Raw genomic sequence first — 16,589 nt, 5'->3', positions numbered from 1 at the left:
CCTAAACTTTACAGCAAACCGGCATGCTTAAGCGCCGCTTTGACGATTTCACGAGCATTGTCCGTGATTGGCGTCATCGGCAGACGCAGCGTATCGGTCGCCACAAGTCCCAACTCCTTACATGCCCATTTCACGGGGATAGGATTGGGTTCGACAAATAGTTTGTTGTGTAACGGCATCAGACGCTGGTTAATCACCCGTGCTTCAGCAAAGTGACCAGCCGCCGCCAGTTTGCACATTTCAGCCATATCGCGCGCCGCAACGTTAGACGTTACGGAAATCACGCCATGACCACCGAGCTGCATGAAATCCAGTCCGGTCGCGTCATCACCGCTAAGCAGAATAAAGTCGTCTGAAACCAGCTCTTTGATCTGGTGAACGCGACTTAAGTTCCCCGTGGCCTCTTTAATAGCGATAATATTTTTTACTTTCGCCAGACGACCTACGGTTTCCGGCAGCATATCGCAGCCGGTACGGGACGGCACATTATACAGAATTTGCGGCAGGTCAGTATGTTCAGCGATGGCTTTGAAATGCTGGAACAAACCTTCCTGGGTTGGGCGGTTGTAGTAAGGCGTCACCGTCAGGCAGCCGACAACTCCGCTGTCGTTGAAACGCTGCGTCAGACTAATGGCTTCCGCGGTCGCATTGGCGCCGGTTCCGGCAATGACCGGAATACGCCCGTCAGCCAGCTCCAGGGTCATCATCACCACATCGCCATGTTCATCATGACTCAGGGTGGCCGACTCACCAGTGGTGCCAACCGAAACGATCGCCGAGGTGCCGCTGGCGACATGATAATCAATCAGTTTTTTCAGGCTCGACCGGCAGACTTTACCTTTCTCATCCATCGGCGTAACAAGCGCGACAATACTTCCCGTGAACATGGGCCATCCTCTGTGCAAACAAGTGTCTCAATGGTACGTTTGGTACGGCAATAAAAGCAAGCGACCAGAGCCGTTCTGATTGTTGTATGCATGTTTTTTTTATGCTTTCCTTATGATTACCTCACCGCTCAAAGGAAGAACAGGTTTGACTTCGTCATCGCAACACTATCTGGTCATTACTGCGCTGGGTGCCGACCGCCCGGGAATTGTGAACACCATCACTCGTCATGTCAGCAGTTGCGGCTGTAATATCGAAGACAGCCGACTGGCCATGCTGGGTGACGAGTTCACGTTTATCATGCTGTTGTCTGGCACCTGGAATGCCATCACCCTGATTGAATCAACCTTGCCGTTGAAAGGCGCAGAGCTGGATTTACTGATTGTGATGAAACGCACGACCGCGCGTCCCCGTCCGGCAATGCCCGCCACGGTATGGGTGCAGGTCGATGTTCCCGATTCTCCGCATTTAATTGAACGCTTCACCGCCCTGTTCGACAGCCACCAAATGAATATTGCAGAACTGGTGTCACGCACACAACCGGCGGAAAACGGAAAGGCGGCGCAGTTGTTTATTCAAATTACCGCACATAGTCCTGCGTCACATGATGCGGCAAATATTGAAGATGCCTTTAAAGCACTCTGTACAGAACTCAATGCGCAAGGCAGTATTAACGTCGTCAATTACTCACAGCATGATGAACAGGATGGAGTTAAGTAATGAACCCACTGAAAGCCGGTGATATCGCACCGAAATTTAGCTTGCCGGATCAAGACGGAGAACAAGTAAATTTAACCGACTTCCAGGGACAGCGTGTTCTGGTTTATTTTTACCCGAAAGCCATGACACCCGGCTGTACCGTCCAGGCCTGCGGCCTGCGCGATAACATGGATGAGTTAAAAAAAGCAGGCGTTGAAGTGCTGGGAATCAGCACCGATAAATCGGAGAAACTTTCCCGTTTTGCGGAAAAAGAAGTCCTTAACTTCACGCTTCTGTCCGACGAAGATCATCAGGTTTGCGAGCAGTTCGGCGTCTGGGGTGAGAAGTCATTTATGGGCAAAACCTACGATGGCATCCATCGCATCAGTTTCCTGATTGATGCCGAAGGCAAAATTGAGCACGTGTTCGATGACTTCAAAACCAGCAATCACCACGACGTGGTACTGAACTGGCTGAAAGAGAACGCCTGATTTACGTTTTACCGATCCAGGTCTGATGGCGACACTACGCGTCTTATCAGGCCTGGATCCGCCCCCCCATAGGCCGGAAAAAGCGTTTATTCAAACGTCCCTTTTACGCAGGCTTTCTTCTCTCTGACCACGGCTTTTCCCTTCGCCCACAGGTGATTAACCTCCAGCGCATCGTTAAGCACCAGAATGTCTGCATCGCATCCCGCCGCCAGACGCCCCTTATGTTCGAGACCCAAAAATTCTGCGACCGTACGCGTCAGCGGACACAGCGCCTGTTCCAGCAGGACGGCATGCACCTTCACTAACTGACGCACCGTTTCAGCCAGAGATTCAAACCCTGCGACACCAATGCCGGTGAGATTACCCAACGCATCAAATTCCGGCTGACTACCGTTGCCGTCCGAACTCAGGGTAATGCGTGACAGCGGCACATTCTGGCGCAGCGCCGTGGCAATGGCCATGGCCGGATCGACAGGCTCATCAATGCTGCTGGTAATATCGATAAATCCGCCCTGGCGGGCATACTCCAACGCCGCCTGGAACAACGGTTCCGCACGGTTAACGTGTGTCGGCAACAGCCTGGTGATCGGAACATCACAGCACTCGAGGATGTCGTACAACGGCTCCAGCATGCGCGGGCTGTCACCCATGTGGAAAACACTGATCCCCGGCTTGCGCCCTAACAATCCGCCAACGCGTGACTGCGCCGCCATGTTCGCCAGCGCCGAGGTGTCCGGGGCGGAGGAACGATGGTCAGAAACCGCGCATTTCACGCCAATGACTTTATCGATCAGCGCCACGTCGCGATCGATACTCCCGGTGATGGTCGGCGATGGCAGAGAATAGGCCCCGGTCAGCATCCATGCGCTGATACCTTCCAACTCCAGCGCGCGGGTTTTCGCCAGCAGCGATTCCGGGTGACGGGTGATGCCATCGGTACCCAGCAATCCCACCACCGAAGTGACGCCAGCTTCCACCAGTCGTGACAAGCGCACTTCCGGCGTACGCGTGTGCGGCCCCGCTTCCCCGCCGCCGCCAATCAGGTGGACGTGCTGATCAATAAACCCCGGGCACACAATAGCACCATCAAGATGGATGCACTTGCAACCGGGAAAGTCTTCAGGAGAAATCGACGGCGCGATGGCAACAATTTTAGTACCAGAGACCAGAATATCCTGGCGTCCTAAATCTTCCGGCGCGTACACATGTCCCTGCAGGAACAACGTCAAATTAAGAATTGAACAGTTCATAACCTTCCTTGTCAGGCAATTACCTGCATAACCCAAATAGAGAGCAGCGCATTAATGACGCATACCGCAATAATCAGTGGATAATAACGAGGATGGACCCCCGCAGTCCCCAGACAGCGTCCCACATTTTGCACCGGATTGCCCATCAGGTAGATAGCCGGTAGCAATACAGTCGCATCATGTCCCGAAAGCGTACCAGCGACAACCAGACTGGCGCAAACGCCGACACCGCCTCCCATACTCATCACCGCCGCCAGCAGCACGGTGGCAGATTCCCCCGGTAACCCCCACAGCGCCATAACCGGTTCGCACACCCGCCCGACAATCTCGAGCAACCCCGTCACCTTCAACGCCTGAATAATCACAAACGCCATCACCACGTTTGGTAACAGGCTGGTAGTTGCAATAGTAAACCCGCGCCGTGCGCCATCGATAAACATATCCATGACGTTTTTACGTACCTGCGTTGTCATCTCAGACCTCCCGCTGCAGACGGCGATTTTCAAGCTGCGCGATCCACAGACGCAGCAGATTCGCTCCCACAAATTTGAAGACAAGGATCACCGCCAGCGGCGTAATCACCGGCACGGTCACCATGGTAAACAGCGCGGCACCCGAGGAAAAATAGTTGGTAATACACGCGCTGCCGCTGGTTTGCCAGCAGGCAAAAATAGCGCGTTCCTGTTCAGTAATAATTCCCTCTTCCGCCATCTCTTTGGTCATCCCTGCCGCAGCATCGGTATTTTGCAAATTCGCAATCAGCGCCAGCGAGCAAATACCAAGAATACCGAGTAACGGGCGCAGGACAGGCGTCATTAACTGTTGCGCCGCGCGCAAACCGCCCAGCCCTTCAGTGACGGAGATTATGCCGAGAGAAAGAATGACGGAAGGTGCCAGCTCAAGTGCGAATAAGAAGCCATCTTTTGCTCCCATTCCCCCTGCACCGCGAAAAGAGACTGCCGTATCGCCTGCGGCATTGATCTGCCCAAACGCGCCATTGAGGATGGTGAAGTCAAAGACTCGCCACCATTCGGTACTTTTCGCAAACATGCCTGAAAAAAGCACAATTGTAATAAAAAAAGCGAGATAACCGCCCCATCCCACTTTTTGCTGCGTGTGTGTGTTATGACCCATGTTGTTCTCCTGTTGGTCTTATTCCTTGCGTGACGAAAAGACATCACGTTGGTCAAGTTAAAGGCAAACACGGAGAAAAACGACACCAGAGGAAATTATTCAGAAAGAGTGGATAGAGGTCAGACAAGTTCAGTTCCGGCGACGTTGCGCCGCCGGTACTTGCCGATTAGGGTTCGTCAACGGCCTGACCATCCGGCCAGGCATGCATTACCGCTTTGATTAACGTCGCCAGTGGGATCGCAAAGAATACGCCCCAAAAGCCCCACAGGCCGCCGAATATCACGACTGAGAGAATAATGACCAGCGGATGCAAATTTACCGCTTCAGAGAACAGCACCGGCACCAGCAAATTACCGTCCAGCGCCTGGATAATCAGGTACACGGCAAAACAGCTCCAGAACTCGGTACCAAGCCCGAACTGGAACAACGCCACACCGACCACCGGAATCGTCACCACAAAAGCACCGATATACGGGATCAGCACGGAAAATCCGACCAGCACCGCCAGCAGCAGCGAATAGTTGAGGCCAAACATCAGGAAGCCGAGCCAGGTCGCTACGCCGACCACCACCATTTCCAACACCTTGCCGCGGATATAGTTGGTGATTTGCTGGTTCATCTCTTTCCACACCTGCCCCGCCAGCCCGCGATTACGCGGCAGCACCCGGCGCACGGCGTTCAGCATTTGTCCTTTATCTTTGATCAGGAAGAACACCATCAACGGGACAAGCACCAGATAGACCGCCAGCGTTAGTAAACCGACCAGTGAAGCCAGCGAATATTTCACCACCGAATCGCCCATGGTGAGCATTCGCGAGCGCATATTCTCCGCCATCGCATCAATAATGCCCGCATCCATCAACGCCGGATAACGCCGCGGCAAGGTAGCGGCAAAATCAGACAGTTTATTGAGCATGCCGGGCATATCGCGGATCAGGTAGATCCCCTGCTGCCACGCAACGGGCATCACCACAAACGCCATCAGCAGCAAAATACCGACAAACAGAATAAGTACAATCGATGTCGCCCAACGTCGTGAACAACCAATATGCTCCAGCCGCACCGTTGGCCACTCAAGCAGATACGCCAGCACTATGGCGACCAGTAGCGGCGCCAGAAGACCGCTAAAGAAGAACAGGATGCCAAAACCGGCAACCAGAATAATCAGCAGGGCAATGGCTTCGGGGTCGCTAAAGCGGCGACGATACCATTGCATCAACATTTCGAGCATAAAACCCTTCCATGAACCCAATAGCGGGATTGCGATCCCGAATTGTATCGAAATGTCACAAAAAAGACTTCGCTTTTTATGGCTGATTACGCAAAGTGAAAAGACATTTTTCCTGGGTGTTCATCGTCAGGTTTCGCAGTTACACTCCCTAAGCTTGCGGAGTGTGAACGATACTTCACGGCATTGGTCAAATGGCTATCTCAAAAAAGAATACAGGACAGAGGTTATGTTCAGGCAGTTGAAAAAAAACCTGGTTGCTACCCTCATTGCCGCACTGACTATCGGTCAGGTCGCGCCCGCATTTGCAGACACCGCGGACACCCTGCCTGATATGGGAACCTCGGCAGGGAGTACGCTTTCCATAGGACAGGAAATGCAGATGGGCGATTATTACGTACGCCAGCTGCGCGGTAGTGCGCCATTAATTAACGATCCGTTGCTGACCCAATACATTAATTCTCTGGGTATGCGTCTGGTCTCGCACGCCGACTCGGTAAAAACGCCCTTCACCTTCTTTTTGATTAACAACGATGAAATCAACGCCTTTGCTTTCTTTGGCGGCAACGTTGTCCTGCACTCCGCACTATTCCGCTATTCCGATAACGAAAGCCAGTTAGCATCGGTCATGGCGCACGAAATCTCCCATGTCACTCAGCGCCACCTGGCACGTGCAATGGAAGATCAGAAACGCAGCGCGCCGTTAACGTGGGTTGGAGCGTTAGGTTCAATTTTATTGGCGATGGCCAGCCCGCAGGCGGGTATGGCTGCGCTGACCGGTACGCTGGCAGGTACACGTCAGGGTATGATTAGCTTTACGCAACAAAATGAACAGGAAGCAGACCGTATCGGTATTCAGGTACTGCAACGTTCGGGCTTTGATCCCCAGGCCATGCCAACGTTCCTCGAAAAACTGCTCGATCAGGCCCGTTACTCTTCGCGTCCGCCGGAAATTTTGCTGACTCACCCCCTGCCTGAAAGCCGTCTGGCGGATGCCCGTAACCGCGCCAACCAGATGCGTCCGGTTGTCGTCCAATCATCGGAAGATTTTTATCTTGCTAAGGCGCGAACATTGGGCATGTACAACTCGGGTCGTAACCAGTTGACCGATGACCTGCTGAGTAACTGGTCGAAAGGCAACGTACGTGAACAACGTGCCGCCCAGTATGGGCGTGCATTGCAGGCGATGGAAGCCAGCAAATATGACGAGGCGCGTAAAGCGCTGCAACCGCTGCTGGCGGCGGATGCAAACAATGCCTGGTATCTCGACCTGGCAACGGATATCGATCTCGGCCAGAAGAAAACCAGCGACGCCATTAACCGGCTGAAAAACGCCCGTGACCTGCGAACCAACCCGGTACTGCAGCTTAACCTGGCGAATGCGTATCTACAGGGCGGACAAGCCAAAGAAGCGGCAACCATCCTGAATCGCTATACATTTAACCATAAGGATGACCCTAACGGTTGGGATCTGTTAGCGCAAACGGAAGCTAGCCTGAACAACCGCGATCAGGAGCTGGCGGCGCGCGCGGAAGGGTATGCCCTCGCCGGACGTCTGGATCAGGCGATTTCGATGCTCAGCAGCGCAAGTTCCCAGGTGAAACTGGGCAGTCAACAACAGGCCAGATACGATGCCCGTATCGACCAGCTACGCCAGCTGCAAGAACGCTTTAAACCGTACACCAAGATGTAACAGGAAAGAAAAATGTCCGACGCGATTAAAATCTACCATAACCCACGCTGCTCCAAGAGCCGTGAAACACTGGAATTACTGAAGTCCAACGGCGTGGATCCGGAAGTGGTGCTATATCTGGAAACCCCGGCTGACCCCGCGACCCTGCGTGAACTTCTGCAGATGCTGGGCATGTCCAGCGCGCGTGAGCTGATGCGCCAGAAAGAAGATCTCTATAAGTCACTTAACCTGGCGGACAAAAACCTGAGTGAAGATGCGCTGATTCAGGCAATGGTAGAAAACCCGAAACTGATGGAGCGCCCCATTGTGGTTGCCAAAGGCCAGGCACGAATTGGACGTCCCCCGGAGCAGGTACTGGAAATCGTCGGTTAACCTGAAACCTGCCGCAGTCTTTTGGCTGCGGCGCTTACAGCTTCAGTATCTCTTTTACGAACGGAATGGTCAGCTTACGCTGGGCGGTGATTGATGCATGATCAAGTTGATCCAACGTCATAAACAGCGTACGCATTTCCCGATCCAAACGCTTAAGCAGAAAGCGTCCCACATCTTCCGGCAGTTCAAACCCACGTAGCCTGGCGCGTAATTGCAACGCCTGCAGTTTATCTTCATCAGAAAGCGGCTGTAGCTTATAGATTTGCCCCCAGTCCAGGCGCGAAGCGAGATCTGGCAGCCCCAAATTGAGCTGCCTTGGCGGGCGATCACCGGTGATCAGCAGCCGAGTTTTCCCCGACTCCAGGATGCGATTGTAGAGATCGAAGATCGCCATTTCCCATAGCGAATCGCCGGCCACGCATTCGATGTTGTCGATGCAGACCAGCGACAAATGCTCCATACCGTCAAGCACCTCGGGGACGAACCAGGTGCGCTTATCAAGCGGCACATAGCCTACCGCATCGCCCCGCGCAGACAGTTCCGCACAGGCTGCATGCAGCAAATGGCTACGGCCAGCGCCTTCACGCGACCAAAGATAAATATACCCGCTATGTTCCTGACGCAGCACATTTTGCAGTGCAGCCAGTAAAGAGGAGTTATCCCCCGGCCAGAAACTTGCGAAAGTTTCGTCGTCAGGCAGATAAAGTGGCAAAGAGAGCTGTGCCGGTGTGTTCAGAGATACCTCAACCCAGGATTTCATAAAATCGCGTTGAGTTTAACACAGAAATGCATCGCGATAGAACCGGGCAGCGTCGCCGCCCGGTCAAAGGTTTACTGTTGCTCAGTGTCGGCATCTTTGGCGTCAAGCACCACTTCTTCCGGACGCAGCAGGCTGATAACTTTGAAAATCAGGCTCAGACAGACACCCACAATAGTCGCCAGCGCCATGCCTTTCAGCTCAGCAGCACCGATGTGAACTTTCGCGCCGCTGACGCCGATGATCAAAATAACCGAGGTCAGGATCAGGTTCTGTGCTTTGTTGTAATCAACTTTTGACTCGATTAGCACGCGAATACCGGAAGCACCAATCACGCCGTACAGCAGCAGAGATACGCCGCCCATGACCGGCAGTGGAATGATTTGGATCGCCGCAGCCAGTTTACCCACGCAAGAGAGCAGAATGGCGAAAATCGCCGCGCCACCAATAACCCAGGTACTGTAAACGCGGGTAATCGCCATAACGCCGATGTTCTCGCCGTACGTGGTGTTCGGCGTAGAACCGAAGAAGCCGGAGATCACCGTCGACAAGCCGTTAGCAAACATAGAACGATGCAAGCCTGGATCGCGAATCAAATCTTTTTTTACGATATTCGCCGTTACCACCAGGTGCCCGACGTGTTCAGCAATAACCACCAGCGCCGCAGGCAGAATGGTCAGAATAGCGACCCATTCAAAGCGCGGTGTGTAAAACGTTGGCAGAGCAAACCAGTGAGCCTGCGCTATCGGCGTGGTGTCCACGACGCCCATCACGAAGGAGAGCGCGTAACCGGCCAGCACCCCAATCAAAATCGGGATAATCGCCATAAAGCCACGGAACAGTACGGAACCAAATACCGTCACCGCCAGCGTCACCATTGAGATGATGATGGTTGTTGAGTCTGGCGCTTGTCCTTCAGCAGGCAGTAATCCCGCCATGCCCGCAGCGACCCCTGCCAGCTCCAGACCGATGACGGCAACGATTGCGCCCATAGCCGCAGGCGGGAACATTACATCCAGCCAGCCAGTACCGGCTTTCTTAACAATGAATGAAACCAGGCAGAAAAGGATGCCACACATAATGAAACCGCCCAGCGCCACTTCATACCCTAGCGGCAGCAGCAGCAGAACCGGGGAAATAAACGCGAAACTGGAACCGAGGTAAGCCGGAATTTTACCTTTACAAATAAAGAGATACAGTAACGTACCAATGCCGTTAAACAGCAGAACGGTAGCAGGGTTGATATGAAACAGGACTGGCACCAGTACCGTTGCGCCAAACATGGCGAACAGGTGCTGCAAACTAAGCGGGATTGTCTGTAAAAGCGGCGGTCTTTCACTCACCCCGATAGCACGGCGCGTCATAGTGTTTTCCTCTGAGTGTTGTTTGTTATTAGCGATTGGGTTGTTTTATTCAAAAAAAAGCCGACTCTTAAAGTCGGCTTCTTTTTATTTATTCATTTACTTGGTACCAAAAATCTTATCGCCGGCATCGCCGAGCCCAGGAATAATGTATCCGTGCTCGTTCAGTCCCTGATCGATGGAGGCGGTGTACAGCTCGACATCCGGGTGCGCTTTTTCCAGCGCCGCGATACCTTCCGGCGCGGCAACCAGTACCAGTACTTTAATGCTGCTGCAGCCTGCTTTTTTCAGCAGGTCGATGGTAGCGATAACCGAACCGCCGGTTGCCAGCATCGGGTCAACGATCAGCGCCATACGCTCATCAATGTTAGAAACCAGCTTCTGGAAGTATGGAACCGGCTCCAGCGTCTCTTCATTGCGGTACATACCTACCACGCTGATACGCGCGCTTGGAACGTTTTCCAGTACGCCTTCCATCATGCCCAGGCCCGCACGCAGAATTGGCACAACGGTGATTTTTTTACCTTTGATTTGGTCAACTTCAACCGGACCATTCCAGCCTTCAATGGTCACCTTTTCGGTTTCCAGACCAGCGGTTGCTTCATAAGTCAGCAGGCTGCCAACTTCCGAGGCGAGTTCACGAAAGCGTTTAGTGCTGATGTCGTTTTCACGCATCAGTCCCAGCTTGTGTTTGACGAGTGGGTGTTTGACTTCCACGATCTTCATACTCTTCTCCTTTCCTCAGACGAGTGGCAACCACAAAAAAAATCGCCGGATTATACCGCTTTTCGTCTCTGGCGCAACACTGCATACGCTTGATATGGATCAACCAAAATCGTTTGCGTCCGGATGATGAGTATAAAACAAGCCCCGCTTTGAGGTCGGGGCTTATTGTCAACACTATGAATTTTAAATATTTTCAGCGTTGCTCTGGATGACGTTTCGATACCAGGAAAAAGATTTCTTCGGCGAGCGTGCTAATGTCCCACTCCCGTCATTATTTTTATCAACATAGATAAAACCGTAGCGTTTTTTCATCTCCCCCGTCCCGGCCGAGACTAAATCAATACAGCCCCACGGGGTATAGCCCATCAGATCCACGCCATCTTCCACCACCGCTTTTTTCATTTCGCGGATATGCGCGGCCATATAGTCAATACGATAGGAATCATCCACCGAGCCGTCGGCCTGCTGCACGTCAATCGCACCAAAGCCGTTTTCTACAATAAACAGCGGCAGTTGATAGTGATCCCAGAACCAGTTCAGGGAATAGCGCAAACCGACCGGATCAATCTGCCAGCCCCAGTCCGACTTCTGCACGTACGGGTTAGAAACCAGGCTTTTCGACTCATCGTAATCCAGCTGTGGATTATCTGCCGTAGCCTGCGTCGCGAAAGACATATAATAACTAAAGCCAATGTAATCAACGCAGCCTTCAGTCAGTACCTGGCGATCTTCCTCGGTGATATCAAGTAAAAAGCCACGGCGTTCGAAATAGTTCATCAGATGCTGCGGATACTTGCCGCGCACGTGTACGTCAGTGAACCAGTAGCGGCAGTGCATGGCGTTCATCGCCATCATCATGTCATTCGGCGCACAGGTCAGCGGATAAATTGGGCACATCGCAATCATGCAACCAATTTGCAGCGCCGGATTTATCTCACGTGCGGCCTTTACTGCCAGCGCGCTCGCTACCAGCTCATAGTGCGCCGCCTGGTACATGACCGGTTCGCGATCTTCACCGGGCAGGTATTTCAGACCAGAGTTAGTAAAGGGCGCGAAGTCTTCGTGATAATTTGCCTGATTGTTAATCTCATTAAACGTCATCCAGTACTTCACTTTGTGCTGGTAACGAGTGAAAACCACCCGGGCAAAACGGACAAAAAAGTCGATCAGCTTACGGTTGCGCCAGCCGCCATATTCCGTCACCAGATAGTAGGGCATCTCGAAGTGCGACAACGTAATCACCGGCTCAATGCCATATTTCAGACATTCGTCGAACAGATCATCATAGAACTGCAGGCCAGCTTCGTTGGGTTGCGCTTCGTCGCCTAAGGGAAAAATCCGCGTCCAGGCAATAGAAGTACGAAAACATTTAAACCCCATTTCGGCAAACAGCTTTATGTCGTCTTTATAGCGATGATAAAAATCGATGGCATCGTGGTTAGGGTAATTTTTACCGGCAATGACACCGTCAGTAATTTCACGCGCCACACCATGCGCCCCCGCCGTCATGACATCGGCAACGCTAATTCCTTTACCGCCCTCCTGCCAGCCACCTTCCAGTTGATGAGCAGCGACAGCGCCACCCCACATGAAATCTGCTTTAAATCCTGACATCCCCTTCCCCTATCGTGATGAGTCTGCGCAAAACGCTCTATACCCGTCATACTTCAAGCTGCATGTGCGTTGGCTTTTCTCGCTCACTCCAGTTACGTACTTATGTACGCTCCTGGAGATTCGCTGCGTCGCCGCCTTCCTGCAACTCGAATTATTTAGGGTATAAATGAGGTTCGTAACAGAAAACAGAAACCGGTTTCAGTACGATACTGTGCATTCGGCTGGCAGGTTTCAAGCACAAGACTGTACCCGGTTTCATTTTCGTGGCGCAGTTCAAACAAATAGATAAATGATTGTAAAATGCTGAAAAAATCAGCAGATAAAACTTGATGCAGAGCAGGCTCGCAAACGTTTGCTTTCCCTGTTAGAATTGCGCCGAATTTAACTTTTACTGCAAGTAAACATGTGGGGAAGCAGGCAGTGACCGATAAAACCTCTCTTAGCTACAAAGATGCCGGTGTTGATATTGATGCAGGTAATGCTCTGGTTGATCGAATCAAAGGCGTAGTAAAGAAAACGCGTCGTCCGGAAGTTATGGGTGGTCTGGGTGGCTTCGGTGCGCTGTGCGCATTGCCGCAAAAATATCGTGAACCGGTACTGGTTTCCGGCACTGATGGCGTTGGCACAAAACTGCGTCTGGCAATGGATCTGAAACGTCACGACACTATCGGTATTGACCTTGTCGCTATGTGCGTGAACGATCTTGTCGTTCAGGGTGCTGAGCCGCTGTTTTTCCTCGACTACTATGCGACCGGCAAACTGGATGTAGATACCGCAGCCAGCGTCATTAACGGGATTGCGGAAGGTTGTCTGCAGTCTGGCTGTGCACTGGTCGGCGGGGAAACGGCAGAAATGCCGGGGATGTACCACGGCGAAGATTACGATGTGGCGGGCTTCTGTGTTGGCGTCGTCGAAAAATCAGAAATTATCGACGGTTCTAAAGTGGCTGACGGCGACGTACTGATTGCGCTCGGCTCCAGCGGTCCGCATTCCAACGGCTACTCTCTGGTGCGTAAAATTGTTGAAGTCAGCGGTTGTGACCCGGAAACCACCGAGCTCGAAGGCAAGTCGCTGGCCGATCACTTGCTGGCCCCGACCCGCATTTACGTAAAATCCATTCTGGAACTGATCGAGAAGGTTGATGTGCATGCCATTGCCCATCTGACCGGCGGCGGTTTCTGGGAAAATATTCCACGCGTTCTGCCAGACAACACGCAGGCCGTGATCGACGAATCTTCATGGCAATGGCCAGCCGTCTTCAACTGGCTGCAAACGGCGGGTAACGTTAGCCAGCATGAGATGTATCGCACCTTTAACTGCGGCGTAGGCATGGTTATCGCCCTGCCAGCTCCGGAAGTGGACAAAGCCCTGGCTTTGCTCAATGAGAAAGGTGAAAACGCATGGAAAATCGGTATCATCAAAGCTTCTGATTCCGAACAGCGTGTGGTTATTGAATGAAAAACATTGTGGTGCTCATTTCCGGCAACGGAAGCAATTTGCAGGCGATAATTGACGCCTGCGAACAGAAAAAAATCAATGGCACCATACGTGCAGTATTCAGTAACAAGGCCGATGCGTTCGGCCTTGAACGCGCACGCGAAGCGAATATTCCGGCGTACTCGCTGGAAGCCGCCCAGTTTGCCAGTCGCGAAGCCTTCGACCGCCAACTGATGCAAGAGATTGACGCCTGGGCACCCGATGTGGTGGTGCTGGCCGGTTATATGCGCATCCTCAGCCCGGCGTTTGTCGCACACTATTCTGAACGATTGCTGAATATCCACCCGTCTTTATTGCCGAAGTATCCAGGCCTGCACACGCACCGTCAGGTGCTGGAAAATGGCGATGAAGAGCATGGGACCTCCGTCCACTTCGTCACCGATGAACTGGACGGTGGACCGGTTATTCTCCAGGCCAAGGTTCCGGTATTTGAAGGCGACAGCGAAGATGATGTCACGGCACGGGTTCAGGCCCAGGAGCACACCATTTATCCGCTGGTGGTAAGCTGGTTTACCGATGGTCGACTGAAGATGCGTGATAACGCTGCATGGCTGGACGGCGTTCGTCTGCCGCCACAAGGCTACGCCGCCGACGAATAATAAAAAAACCTGTAAACCGGATCTCACCCTCCGGTCTACAGGCATAAATACCTTTTCCGGTTAACATCTCCGGTATTCATCTATGCTCCCCCTTTCTCTTTGCTATCAGACGGTTTATTGTCATATTTTTCTGGCACAGTTGGACATCTGAGAGCAATGCTCGCCATAATAAATCGGTAGTGTCCCGTGAATGAAACGGAGTAAAAGTGGTAATGGGTCAGGAAAAGCTATACATAGAGAAAGAACTCAGTTGGTTAGCGTTCAACGAACGCGTACTCCAGGAAGCAGCTGATAAATCAAACCCGTTGATCGAACGGATGCGTTTCTTAGGCATCTATTCCAACAACCTCGACGAATTTTACAAGGTTCGCTTTGCCGAACTGAAGCGCCGAATCATTATTAGCGAAGAACAGGGTTCAAACTCTCACTCCCGCCATCTGTTGGGCAAAATCCAGGCTCGCGTATTAAAAGCCGATCAGGAATTTGACGGACTGTACAACGAGTTGTTGCTGGAGATGGCGCGCAATCAGATTTTCCTCATCAACGAACGTCAGCTGTCGGCCAATCAACAGAGCTGGTTACGCCATTACTTCAAGCAATATCTCCGCCAGCACATTACGCCGATTCTGATTAATCGCGAGACGGATTTAGTTCAGTTTCTGAAAGATGACTACACCTATCTGGCGGTGGAAATTATCCGTGGCGATACAATCCGCTACGCGCTGCTGGAAATCCCTTCTGATAAGGTTCCCCGTTTTGTGAATCTGCCGCCGGAAACTCCGCGCCGTCGCAAACCGATGATCCTCCTGGACAACATCTTACGTTACTGCCTTGACGACATTTTCAAAGGATTCTTTGATTACGATGCGCTGAACGCCTATTCGATGAAAATGACCCGTGACGCTGAATACGATTTGGTGCACGAGATGGAATCGAGCCTGATGGAGCTGATGTCATCCAGCCTGAAACAGCGTCTGACCGCAGAGCCTGTACGCTTCGTCTATCAGCGCGACATGCCCAATGCGCTGGTTGAGGTACTGCGTGAAAAACTGACGATTTCTCGCTACGATTCGATTGTGCCAGGCGGGCGTTACCATAACTTCAAAGACTTTATTAACTTCCCCAACGTTGGCAAAGCCAACCTGGTAAATAAACCGCTGCCACGTCTGCGCCACATCTGGTTCGACAACGAGAAATTCCGTAACGGATTTGATGCAATCCGTGAACGCGATGTACTGCTGTATTACCCATATCACACCTTTGAGCATGTTCTCGAACTATTGCGTCAGGCCTCCTTCGACCCAAGCGTACTGGCGATAAAGATCAATATCTACCGTGTGGCAAAAGACTCGCGCATCATTGACGCGATGATCCATGCCGCGCATAACAGTAAAAAAGTGACCGTGGTCGTGGAATTACAGGCGCGCTTTGATGAAGAAGCCAATATCCATTGGGCCAAACGTCTTACCGAAGCGGGCGTTCACGTTATCTTCTCTGCGCCGGGTCTGAAAATTCATGCCAAACTGTTCCTTATCTCACGTAAAGAAGGTGATGAAGTCGTGCGCTATGCGCATATCGGGACGGGCAACTTCAACGAAAAAACGGCGCGACTGTATACCGACTACTCGTTGCTTACCGCTGATTCGCGCATCACCAACGAGGTTCGCCGGGTTTTCAACTTCATCGAAAACCCGTATCGTCCGGTGACGTTCGATTATCTGCTGGTTTCTCCGCAGAACTCACGCCGTCTGCTGTACGCGATGATCGACAAAGAGATCGCTAATGCACAGCAAGGCCAGCCTTCTGGTATCACACTAAAACTGAATAACCTGGTCGATAAAGGCCTGGTTGATCGTCTCTATGCGGCCTCAAGCTCAGGCGTAACGGTTAATTTGTTGATTCGCGGTATGTGTTCTCTGATCCCAAACCTGGAAGGTATCAGTGACAATATTCGCGTGATAAGCATTGTTGACCGCTACCTTGAACACGACCGGGTTTATATTTTCGAAAACGGTGGCGATAAGCAGGTATACCTCTCCTCCGCAGACTGGATGACCCGCAATATCGACTATCGTATCGAGGTCGCCACTCCGCTGTTGGACCCTCGTCTTAAGCAGCGCGTGCTGGATATTATCGATATCCTGTTCAGCGACACGGTGAAGGCTCGCTTCATCGATAAAGAACTCAGTAATCGCTACGTACCGCGCGGAAACCGCCGTAAAGTTCAGTCACAATTGGCGATTTACGATTACATCAAATCACTCGAGCAACCTGACTAACGCT

16 protein-coding genes are annotated in these 16,589 nt (G+C 52.1%); 7 read left to right on the top strand and 9 right to left on the bottom strand.

Annotated elements, in window-relative coordinates:
* Positions 1–8 precede the first annotated feature (8 nt).
* On the bottom strand, positions 9–887 hold the full coding sequence (gene dapA, locus OGX99_RS14905; protein WP_006683510.1) for a 4-hydroxy-tetrahydrodipicolinate synthase: 879 nt from the start codon (positions 885–887) through the stop codon (positions 9–11).
* 145 nt (positions 888–1,032) lie between these two features.
* On the opposite strand from dapA, the gene OGX99_RS14900 reads away from it, so the two are divergent.
* Together OGX99_RS14900 and bcp are read left to right on the top strand one after the other, a co-directional pair.
* Complete coding sequence (locus OGX99_RS14900; RefSeq protein ID WP_043017165.1) at positions 1,033–1,605, top strand: glycine cleavage system transcriptional repressor; 573 nt, start codon at positions 1,033–1,035, stop codon at positions 1,603–1,605.
* On the top strand, positions 1,605–2,075 hold the full coding sequence (gene bcp / locus OGX99_RS14895; protein WP_151217641.1) for a thioredoxin-dependent thiol peroxidase: 471 nt from the start codon (positions 1,605–1,607) through the stop codon (positions 2,073–2,075). The genes OGX99_RS14900 and bcp overlap by 1 nt, the downstream gene beginning before the upstream one ends.
* A gap of 86 nt (positions 2,076–2,161) precedes the next feature.
* Here the strand turns inward: bcp and iadA are convergent, their stop codons facing one another.
* The 4 genes from iadA to OGX99_RS14875 form a co-directional block, all read right to left on the bottom strand.
* Positions 2,162–3,325, bottom strand: a complete 1,164-nt coding sequence (iadA, locus tag OGX99_RS14890; protein ID WP_286544068.1) for a beta-aspartyl-peptidase — start codon at positions 3,323–3,325, stop codon at positions 2,162–2,164.
* Between the two features lie 11 nt (positions 3,326–3,336).
* Positions 3,337–3,798 carry a YjiG family protein gene (locus tag OGX99_RS14885; RefSeq protein ID WP_003037948.1) on the bottom strand — a complete coding sequence of 154 codons (462 nt, stop codon included), beginning with the start codon at positions 3,796–3,798 and terminating at the stop codon, positions 3,337–3,339.
* Position 3,799: 1 nt separating this feature from the next.
* Positions 3,800–4,459, bottom strand: a complete 660-nt coding sequence (locus OGX99_RS14880; RefSeq protein WP_286544066.1) for a hypothetical protein — start codon at positions 4,457–4,459, stop codon at positions 3,800–3,802.
* A gap of 166 nt (positions 4,460–4,625) precedes the next feature.
* The gene (locus tag OGX99_RS14875) at positions 4,626–5,690 is read right to left on the bottom strand and encodes an AI-2E family transporter (protein WP_151217644.1); all 1,065 of its coding nucleotides are present in this window, start codon (positions 5,688–5,690) and stop codon (positions 4,626–4,628) included.
* A gap of 226 nt (positions 5,691–5,916) precedes the next feature.
* On the opposite strand from OGX99_RS14875, the gene bepA reads away from it, so the two are divergent.
* Together bepA and arsC are read left to right on the top strand one after the other, a co-directional pair.
* Positions 5,917–7,380 carry a beta-barrel assembly-enhancing protease gene (gene bepA / locus OGX99_RS14870; protein ID WP_252837828.1) on the top strand — a complete coding sequence of 488 codons (1,464 nt, stop codon included), beginning with the start codon at positions 5,917–5,919 and terminating at the stop codon, positions 7,378–7,380.
* A 12-nt stretch (positions 7,381–7,392) separates the two neighbouring features.
* Positions 7,393–7,752, top strand: coding sequence for an arsenate reductase (glutaredoxin) (gene arsC, locus OGX99_RS14865; RefSeq protein WP_151224079.1), 360 nt, complete (start codon positions 7,393–7,395; stop codon positions 7,750–7,752).
* A gap of 34 nt (positions 7,753–7,786) precedes the next feature.
* On the opposite strand, the gene OGX99_RS14860 is transcribed toward arsC, so the two are convergent.
* The 4 genes from OGX99_RS14860 to OGX99_RS14845 all read right to left on the bottom strand — a co-directional run bounded on the left by OGX99_RS14860 (position 7,787) and on the right by OGX99_RS14845 (position 12,210).
* Positions 7,787–8,488 (bottom strand): DnaA inactivator Hda, encoded by a 702-nt coding sequence (locus tag OGX99_RS14860; protein ID WP_211924219.1) that lies wholly within the window; start codon positions 8,486–8,488, stop codon positions 7,787–7,789.
* A gap of 95 nt (positions 8,489–8,583) precedes the next feature.
* Positions 8,584–9,873, bottom strand: a complete 1,290-nt coding sequence (gene uraA / locus OGX99_RS14855) for a uracil permease (protein ID WP_003037932.1) — start codon at positions 9,871–9,873, stop codon at positions 8,584–8,586.
* A gap of 96 nt (positions 9,874–9,969) precedes the next feature.
* Positions 9,970–10,596 carry a uracil phosphoribosyltransferase gene (gene upp / locus OGX99_RS14850; protein ID WP_003037929.1) on the bottom strand — a complete coding sequence of 209 codons (627 nt, stop codon included), beginning with the start codon at positions 10,594–10,596 and terminating at the stop codon, positions 9,970–9,972.
* 183 nt (positions 10,597–10,779) lie between these two features.
* Positions 10,780–12,210, bottom strand: coding sequence for a 6-phospho-beta-glucosidase (locus OGX99_RS14845; RefSeq protein WP_252837829.1), 1,431 nt, complete (start codon positions 12,208–12,210; stop codon positions 10,780–10,782).
* Between the two features lie 420 nt (positions 12,211–12,630).
* Here OGX99_RS14845 and purM point away from each other — a divergent pair, with 420 nt between their 5' ends.
* The 3 genes from purM to ppk1 all read left to right on the top strand — a co-directional run bounded on the left by purM (position 12,631) and on the right by ppk1 (position 16,585).
* A complete protein-coding gene (gene purM, locus OGX99_RS14840) occupies positions 12,631–13,668 on the top strand; it encodes a phosphoribosylformylglycinamidine cyclo-ligase (protein ID WP_003838485.1) in 1,038 nt (345 codons plus the stop codon).
* Positions 13,665–14,306: a phosphoribosylglycinamide formyltransferase gene (purN, locus tag OGX99_RS14835; RefSeq protein WP_101741993.1), complete on the top strand. Its 642-nt coding sequence runs from the start codon at positions 13,665–13,667 to the stop codon at positions 14,304–14,306. Before purM ends, purN begins: the two co-directional genes overlap by 4 nt.
* A 212-nt stretch (positions 14,307–14,518) precedes the next feature.
* Complete coding sequence (ppk1, locus tag OGX99_RS14830) at positions 14,519–16,585, top strand: polyphosphate kinase 1 (protein WP_286544060.1); 2,067 nt, start codon at positions 14,519–14,521, stop codon at positions 16,583–16,585.
* Positions 16,586–16,589: the final 4 nt, after the last annotated feature.

The organism is Citrobacter sp. Cu096, from assembly GCF_030332285.1.
GTDB lineage: Bacteria > Pseudomonadota > Gammaproteobacteria > Enterobacterales > Enterobacteriaceae > Citrobacter > Citrobacter meridianamericanus.
Note: the sequence above shows the minus strand (reverse complement) of the source record. Positions and strands in the feature narration are given on the sequence as shown.

Bases quoted from the DNA above. Each gene is read 5' to 3' on its own strand.
- dapA (WP_006683510.1), bottom strand. From the start codon at position 887: ATGTTCACGGGAAGTATTGTCGCGCTTGTTACGCCGATGGATGAGAAA.
- bcp (WP_151217641.1), top strand. From the start codon at position 1,605: ATGAACCCACTGAAAGCCGGTGATATCGCACCGAAATTTAGCTTGCCG.
- iadA (WP_286544068.1), bottom strand. From the start codon at position 3,325: ATGAACTGTTCAATTCTTAATTTGACGTTGTTCCTGCAGGGACATGTG.
- OGX99_RS14885 (WP_003037948.1), bottom strand. From the start codon at position 3,798: ATGACAACGCAGGTACGTAAAAACGTCATGGATATGTTTATCGATGGC.
- OGX99_RS14880 (WP_286544066.1), bottom strand. From the start codon at position 4,459: ATGGGTCATAACACACACACGCAGCAAAAAGTGGGATGGGGCGGTTAT.
- OGX99_RS14875 (WP_151217644.1), bottom strand. From the start codon at position 5,690: ATGCTCGAAATGTTGATGCAATGGTATCGTCGCCGCTTTAGCGACCCC.
- bepA (WP_252837828.1), top strand. From the start codon at position 5,917: ATGTTCAGGCAGTTGAAAAAAAACCTGGTTGCTACCCTCATTGCCGCA.
- arsC (WP_151224079.1), top strand. From the start codon at position 7,393: ATGTCCGACGCGATTAAAATCTACCATAACCCACGCTGCTCCAAGAGC.
- uraA (WP_003037932.1), bottom strand. From the start codon at position 9,873: ATGACGCGCCGTGCTATCGGGGTGAGTGAAAGACCGCCGCTTTTACAG.
- upp (WP_003037929.1), bottom strand. From the start codon at position 10,596: ATGAAGATCGTGGAAGTCAAACACCCACTCGTCAAACACAAGCTGGGA.
- OGX99_RS14845 (WP_252837829.1), bottom strand. From the start codon at position 12,210: ATGTCAGGATTTAAAGCAGATTTCATGTGGGGTGGCGCTGTCGCTGCT.
- purN (WP_101741993.1), top strand. From the start codon at position 13,665: ATGAAAAACATTGTGGTGCTCATTTCCGGCAACGGAAGCAATTTGCAG.
- ppk1 (WP_286544060.1), top strand. From the start codon at position 14,519: ATGGGTCAGGAAAAGCTATACATAGAGAAAGAACTCAGTTGGTTAGCG.